Origin of the sequence: Flavonifractor plautii ATCC 29863 (assembly GCF_000239295.1) — a bacterium.
Taxonomy (GTDB): Bacteria; Bacillota; Clostridia; order Oscillospirales; family Oscillospiraceae; genus Flavonifractor; species Flavonifractor plautii.
The window spans coordinates 1-4,421 of sequence record NZ_JH417636.1 but is presented as its reverse complement, the minus strand read 5'-3'; the positions used below and the strand labels follow the sequence as shown (position 1 = coordinate 4,421).

12 protein-coding genes and 1 pseudogene are annotated in these 4,421 nt (G+C 54.3%); 10 read left to right on the top strand and 3 right to left on the bottom strand.

Annotated elements, in window-relative coordinates; genetic code table 11:
* Together HMPREF0372_RS18930 and HMPREF0372_RS19535 are read right to left on the bottom strand one after the other, a co-directional pair.
* Positions 1 to 464: helix-turn-helix domain-containing protein (locus HMPREF0372_RS18930; protein WP_174269960.1), on the bottom strand; the 464-nt coding region annotated here is incomplete at its 3' end.
* 383 nt (positions 465 to 847) lie between these two features.
* Positions 848 to 1,054: a hypothetical protein gene (locus tag HMPREF0372_RS19535; RefSeq protein WP_131970375.1), complete on the bottom strand. Its 207-nt coding sequence runs from the start codon at positions 1,052 to 1,054 to the stop codon at positions 848 to 850.
* Positions 1,055 to 1,151: 97 nt separating this feature from the next.
* Between HMPREF0372_RS19535 and HMPREF0372_RS00980 the strand changes: the two genes are divergently transcribed.
* The 8 genes and pseudogenes from HMPREF0372_RS00980 to HMPREF0372_RS21260 all read left to right on the top strand — a co-directional run.
* A complete protein-coding gene (locus tag HMPREF0372_RS00980) occupies positions 1,152 to 1,346 on the top strand; it encodes a hypothetical protein (protein WP_007488170.1) in 195 nt (64 codons plus the stop codon).
* Between the two features lie 87 nt (positions 1,347 to 1,433).
* Positions 1,434 to 1,649, top strand: coding sequence for a helix-turn-helix domain-containing protein (locus tag HMPREF0372_RS00975; protein ID WP_155116942.1), 216 nt, complete (start codon positions 1,434 to 1,436; stop codon positions 1,647 to 1,649).
* Between the two features lie 14 nt (positions 1,650 to 1,663).
* The gene (locus tag HMPREF0372_RS00970; protein ID WP_007488168.1) at positions 1,664 to 1,867 is read left to right on the top strand and encodes a hypothetical protein; all 204 of its coding nucleotides are present in this window, start codon (positions 1,664 to 1,666) and stop codon (positions 1,865 to 1,867) included.
* A 40-nt stretch (positions 1,868 to 1,907) separates the two neighbouring features.
* Complete coding sequence (locus tag HMPREF0372_RS00965) at positions 1,908 to 2,375, top strand: helix-turn-helix domain-containing protein (RefSeq protein WP_039996425.1); 468 nt, start codon at positions 1,908 to 1,910, stop codon at positions 2,373 to 2,375.
* Positions 2,372 to 2,713, top strand: a complete 342-nt coding sequence (locus tag HMPREF0372_RS00960) for a hypothetical protein (RefSeq protein ID WP_007488166.1) — start codon at positions 2,372 to 2,374, stop codon at positions 2,711 to 2,713. The genes HMPREF0372_RS00965 and HMPREF0372_RS00960 overlap by 4 nt, the downstream gene beginning before the upstream one ends.
* Positions 2,710 to 2,970, top strand: a complete 261-nt coding sequence (locus HMPREF0372_RS00955; protein ID WP_007488165.1) for a hypothetical protein — start codon at positions 2,710 to 2,712, stop codon at positions 2,968 to 2,970. Before HMPREF0372_RS00960 ends, HMPREF0372_RS00955 begins: the two co-directional genes overlap by 4 nt.
* Positions 2,964 to 3,221 carry a hypothetical protein gene (locus HMPREF0372_RS00950; RefSeq protein ID WP_007488164.1) on the top strand — a complete coding sequence of 86 codons (258 nt, stop codon included), beginning with the start codon at positions 2,964 to 2,966 and terminating at the stop codon, positions 3,219 to 3,221. Before HMPREF0372_RS00955 ends, HMPREF0372_RS00950 begins: the two co-directional genes overlap by 7 nt.
* 54 nt (positions 3,222 to 3,275) lie before the next feature.
* Positions 3,276 to 3,386: pseudogene (locus tag HMPREF0372_RS21260) on the top strand (helix-turn-helix transcriptional regulator); the annotation flags it as partial.
* On the opposite strand, the gene HMPREF0372_RS18925 reads toward HMPREF0372_RS21260, so the two are convergent.
* Positions 3,349 to 3,663, bottom strand: coding sequence for a helix-turn-helix domain-containing protein (locus HMPREF0372_RS18925; RefSeq protein WP_007488163.1), 315 nt, complete (start codon positions 3,661 to 3,663; stop codon positions 3,349 to 3,351). The pseudogene HMPREF0372_RS21260 and the gene HMPREF0372_RS18925 sit on opposite strands and share 38 nt — an antisense overlap.
* 101 nt (positions 3,664 to 3,764) lie before the next feature.
* On the opposite strand from HMPREF0372_RS18925, the gene HMPREF0372_RS00940 reads away from it, so the two are divergent.
* Both HMPREF0372_RS00940 and HMPREF0372_RS00935 read left to right on the top strand, forming a co-directional pair.
* Positions 3,765 to 4,037 (top strand): hypothetical protein, encoded by a 273-nt coding sequence (locus HMPREF0372_RS00940; protein WP_007488162.1) that lies wholly within the window; start codon positions 3,765 to 3,767, stop codon positions 4,035 to 4,037.
* On the top strand, positions 4,024 to 4,421 hold a 398-nt coding region (locus tag HMPREF0372_RS00935; RefSeq protein WP_039996422.1), incomplete at its 3' end, for a helix-turn-helix domain-containing protein. The genes HMPREF0372_RS00940 and HMPREF0372_RS00935, both read left to right, overlap by 14 nt.

Below are 4,421 nucleotides of genomic sequence, written 5' to 3'. Positions count from 1 at the left end.
CTATTGAATTTGATCAAGAAATCTGGCGCTGGAGTGGGGGCGGGCTCTTTTTTTTCACCAGTCAGTAAATACTCCACCGAGGTGCCCAGAACTTCCGAGATCTTGGCAAGCCGCTTTGTATAGGAGGCAGAGCGTCTCCGACGCCAATCGCTTGCGGTGTCATCGGAAACCCCTACTAGCTTAGCAAACTCCTGTTGTTCAATAGGCATTTTGTCAAGCAAATCGAAGATGCGGTCTACAGTATCTGAAGCGTGGACAGGCATTGCTTCCCCTAAAAGTTCGCTGGTAGTAACACCAAGGTAATCCGCCAACTGTTGAACTTTTGCGACAGAAGGGATACTTCCTTTTTTGATGTTATCCATAAAATTACGGCCCGCACCACTTGCTTCACAGGCGGCGGACGGAGTTGTCCCCTTTAATTTGCAAATGTCTTTAACATTTTGCACAAAAAACTCAACATCCACAGGGCAACTCACCTCTAATAAGAGAAATTAGTGAAACAGACAAATATTCATAAATTTACGGAACTAAGTTGACATACGTAAATTTACGGATTATGATTTAACCACAGGTAAACAAGAGGGCGCGGCAACGCCCCAGCAGACTGGGAAGGGGGTGCTCATATGCTCACAGAGGAAGCGAATATAGGAATTACACAGGAGGCTGTCACCTGTGCAGCCAGACATTTCGTTGCCGCTCATGAAAGTGCCGCAACTGAGATACCTGTCAAATTTGGTGATATCTGTGTGGGTTGTAGGTATGCGAAAACCTGCCTAGGCGACTGGTTAAGGGCGGCGGCCCCAATTTTTGAGGCCGCCCAAGTGTTTCCAACTTTGCTCCGAAATGATCAGTGACCAGCACCATGGAGCAGCGGGCATGCCCGGCCATCTGCGCCATTTCTACTACACCCATATTCCTGTGCATGGGAACAGGCATAGGCGATTACCTTGTCGCTGGGCGGCAGTCCGCCGCCGAGCTGGATACGCTCTACGGTCACGGTAATCATTTGCTGGCTGTTTGTTTCCGGACAAAGTCCAGACACTGTCTTTCGCATGTGAAACACCTCCTTTCTCCGCCCCAATATTACCATAGGGGTGGAGAGAGGACAAGGGCGCGGCAACGCCCGGGGCAATTCGGAAAGGGGGGATAGCATGCTGACGACCCTGCTAGGAGTAGCCGCAGTTGTATGCGCGATCGGCTGGCTGAAAAATCGGCTGGCTCTGTTGAGCATCCTGTACTACATCATGTGGGCGGAACTTCCAGAGCCTAGCGACGAGGAGATCAAATACTGCGCGAAAAAAGTAGCTCAAAGGGTTCTGCACATTAAAGACCGAAGTGAGCTTTAATCGGCGTTGTGCATTACACCAGAGGTTAAACCTATCATACCACATCAAACAGTCTCGAACAACACCAAATTTAGAGGGGGTGAAGTGGTGAGAATCTGCGAGCTGATGGAGCAGAGGGGCATCCAGCGCATCCAGTTGGCCGACGCCATGGGAGTGTCGCCTTCTTGCATTACCAAATGGGTGAAGGGGACGGCGCTGCCGAGTGCCGACAAGCTGCCTCGGCTGGCCGCCATCCTGGAATGCAGCATTGACGCCCTCTACGGCCGTGAGCCGCCTTGGGACGGAACCGGGGCCGCAAGCTGAGAAAGGAGTTACTTATGTTTTGCACACCGGAGCAGCGGCAGATTGGCCGCTGGATTGAGAACCATTATGACATTGACAAGGTGCAGTGCGCCGAGATAGTCACCAAGAACGCGGTGCGCCTGACCCTCCGGGGCCACGAGCCCACCATCCTGATCCTCCGCCAGAATGGGCGGATGGACCAGATTCCCGAGGCGGCGCTTTTCGAGGCGGCCGTCTGACCTCATGCCAATATTGTACCCCCAGGGAGGAGTGATTACCATGCCGCAAGACAGGCGGAATATCTACAAAATCGCCCGCGAGGCGAAGGGGTTGACCCAGGAAGCAGCCGCGGAAAAGCTGGGGATCTCGGACAGCTCCATCCGGGCCTATGAGACCGGCCAGCGCATCCCGCCCCCGGAGGTGGTGGACCTGATGGTCATTGCCTACGACAGCCAGCTCCTGGGCATCCAGCACCTGCGGGCCAGCGCCGACATGGCGCGGAGCATCGTGCCGGATATCCGAGAGGTGCGGCTCCCGGAGGCCATCATGGAGCTGCTGGACCGGGTATATGGCTTTGTGGACGCCCACCGGGATCGGGAGCTACTGCGCATCGGCAAGGACGGCATTATCGACGACCAGGAGCGCCCCATCTTCGACGCCATCGTGGCGGAGCTGGGCGACTTGGTGGAGGCCGCCATGGCCGTGCGCTACGCCAAGCAGGGACATCTTGAGGAGGGTGTAAAGTGAAAAAGACAACCAAACGGCCGCTCACGGACGAGGAGATCATGGCGTATGACAACGTGCCGATTGATGTGGCGGCCCGATACATAGGCTGGTCGTCCCCCACCATCTACCGCGCCCTGCGGGAAGAGCGGGCACCCTTCGGTTTTGCCGTTTGCAGCGGGGAGGCAGGGACGTGGACATACAACATCAGCCCCGGCCTCCTGGTGAAGTACAAGAGGGGAGACCTGCCTACCTACCGCCTCCGGGAGCTGGAGGAGGTCATGGTGCGCCACGTCCAGGAGGCGCTGGATCTGCGGCTGGCCGGAGTGTCGGCGCTCATGGGAAAGGTGCTGAGCGCATGAGCATGATACGGCTGGAGCTCAGCAATCGGGACTATAACACCATCGCGGAGGCCCTGCTGGAAAGCGCCCTGGACTGGGAGCATGCCGCGGACGAGATGGGGTGTCTGCACCAGTTTTGCGCCCGGACAGGGGACCCGGCCTACGGGGCCAAGCTGGACCGGCTGGACCGGGAGCAGTGCCGCCATAGGCGCCTCGCCCGGCGCAGGCGGGCCGTGCTGGAGCGCCTGAAAAAACAGAAGGAGGCAGAATTATGCTGATGGATCTGGATCATGAGACCGTGTCGGCGCTGGAGTCGGCGCTGATCGTGGCAGAGGACAGTAAGATGCGAGATGCCAAGGACTGGGCCAATATCGCCGAGTCCTTGGGAGCATCGGAACAGCGCCGGGCGGCGGATAATCTGGCGGAGTTTTGCCGGGGACAGGCTGACAGCTACCACAAGGCCCTGGATGCTTTGCAGCAGGCAAAAAAGAAAGGCCCCAGCCACTCGGACACAGTGACTAGAGCCTAACGTGAAGACACTCGTATTATAGCACACAATTTTGATTTGCACAAGGAAATCATCATGCGGGAGAATTTAAAATCCGCCCGGAAAGCCAAAGGCCTGACCCAGCAGGCCATGGCGGACAAACTGGGGATCAGTCTGCGCTATTACCAGCGGATTGAGTGCGGAGGGAGTGGCGGCTCTTTTGAGATTTGGGACGCCTTGGAGGACATTTTAGGGATACATCAACGGATACTCCGAGAGATTGCAAATAATCGTCCCGTTCCAAAAGGAAGTCCGTAGAGATATCAAGAAAATCTGCCAATTTAACCAGATGTGAGAAGTCAGGGAAAGTGCTTCCGCCCTCATATTTTTGGTAAGTGCGCAGAGAAATATCTACGGCATCAGCCATTTCTTGCAGGGTATAGTTTCGCGCGATCCTGCAAGCTCTTAGACGATCACAAAACATAAGATTCCCTCCTCTAAAGTCTCACTTGACATATGGCACATTATGCCGTATTATGTGGAATAAATATACGGCATAATGTGCCGTAATTTGGAGGAGAGTTTATGAACTATGAGCTTGCATCTGCAATGGAAGATGTTTCTGCGTACCTGGATGGCGCGGCAAAGACCTTGCGGATTATGACGGAGGAGCTGGAATGCGAAATGCTGGCAATTGAGAAGTATGATGCTGGCCCAGTACCAAAATGGATTTTGGAACGGTGCTGTGGATTTTCGGTAATTGTCCGAGAGCTAGACCGTATCACAGACGATCTAAATGCTGCGATTACAAAAGAATATCAAAAAAAGACAGGAGCGGAGGACAGTGACAAGGGATGAAATATCCATGCGCTCAAAGGCCGAGGGAGGAATGTTTGCCGTTATCCCTGCGGTTGTCTTAAAAGATGAAGCGCTTTCTTGGTCGGCCAGGATGCTGTATGGCATTATTACTTGGAAGTGCAACGAATATGCATTTTGTTGGTCAACTAACCGAACACTGGCAAGTGAAATGGGGCTTTCTCCTAAGAGAATTTCGGCACTGCTTGCCACTTTGGAAGAACGGGGCCATATAGAGACAGAGATTTTCCGGGACGAGAAAACCGGGCAGATTTTGCGCCGGAACATCTACCCAATTATGAAAAGCAGCAGGGGATGCCTTGCGTCTAGTGCAGGGGGATACCCTATCCCTAAAAATGGGGATACCCCTATCCCCGAAAATGAGGA

Bases quoted from the DNA above. Each gene is read 5' to 3' on its own strand.
- HMPREF0372_RS19535 (WP_131970375.1), bottom strand. From the start codon at position 1,054: ATGCGAAAGACAGTGTCTGGACTTTGTCCGGAAACAAACAGCCAGCAA.
- HMPREF0372_RS00980 (WP_007488170.1), top strand. From the start codon at position 1,152: ATGCTGACGACCCTGCTAGGAGTAGCCGCAGTTGTATGCGCGATCGGC.
- HMPREF0372_RS00970 (WP_007488168.1), top strand. From the start codon at position 1,664: ATGTTTTGCACACCGGAGCAGCGGCAGATTGGCCGCTGGATTGAGAAC.
- HMPREF0372_RS00965 (WP_039996425.1), top strand. From the start codon at position 1,908: ATGCCGCAAGACAGGCGGAATATCTACAAAATCGCCCGCGAGGCGAAG.
- HMPREF0372_RS00955 (WP_007488165.1), top strand. From the start codon at position 2,710: ATGAGCATGATACGGCTGGAGCTCAGCAATCGGGACTATAACACCATC.
- HMPREF0372_RS00950 (WP_007488164.1), top strand. From the start codon at position 2,964: ATGCTGATGGATCTGGATCATGAGACCGTGTCGGCGCTGGAGTCGGCG.
- HMPREF0372_RS18925 (WP_007488163.1), bottom strand. From the start codon at position 3,663: ATGTTTTGTGATCGTCTAAGAGCTTGCAGGATCGCGCGAAACTATACC.
- HMPREF0372_RS00940 (WP_007488162.1), top strand. From the start codon at position 3,765: ATGAACTATGAGCTTGCATCTGCAATGGAAGATGTTTCTGCGTACCTG.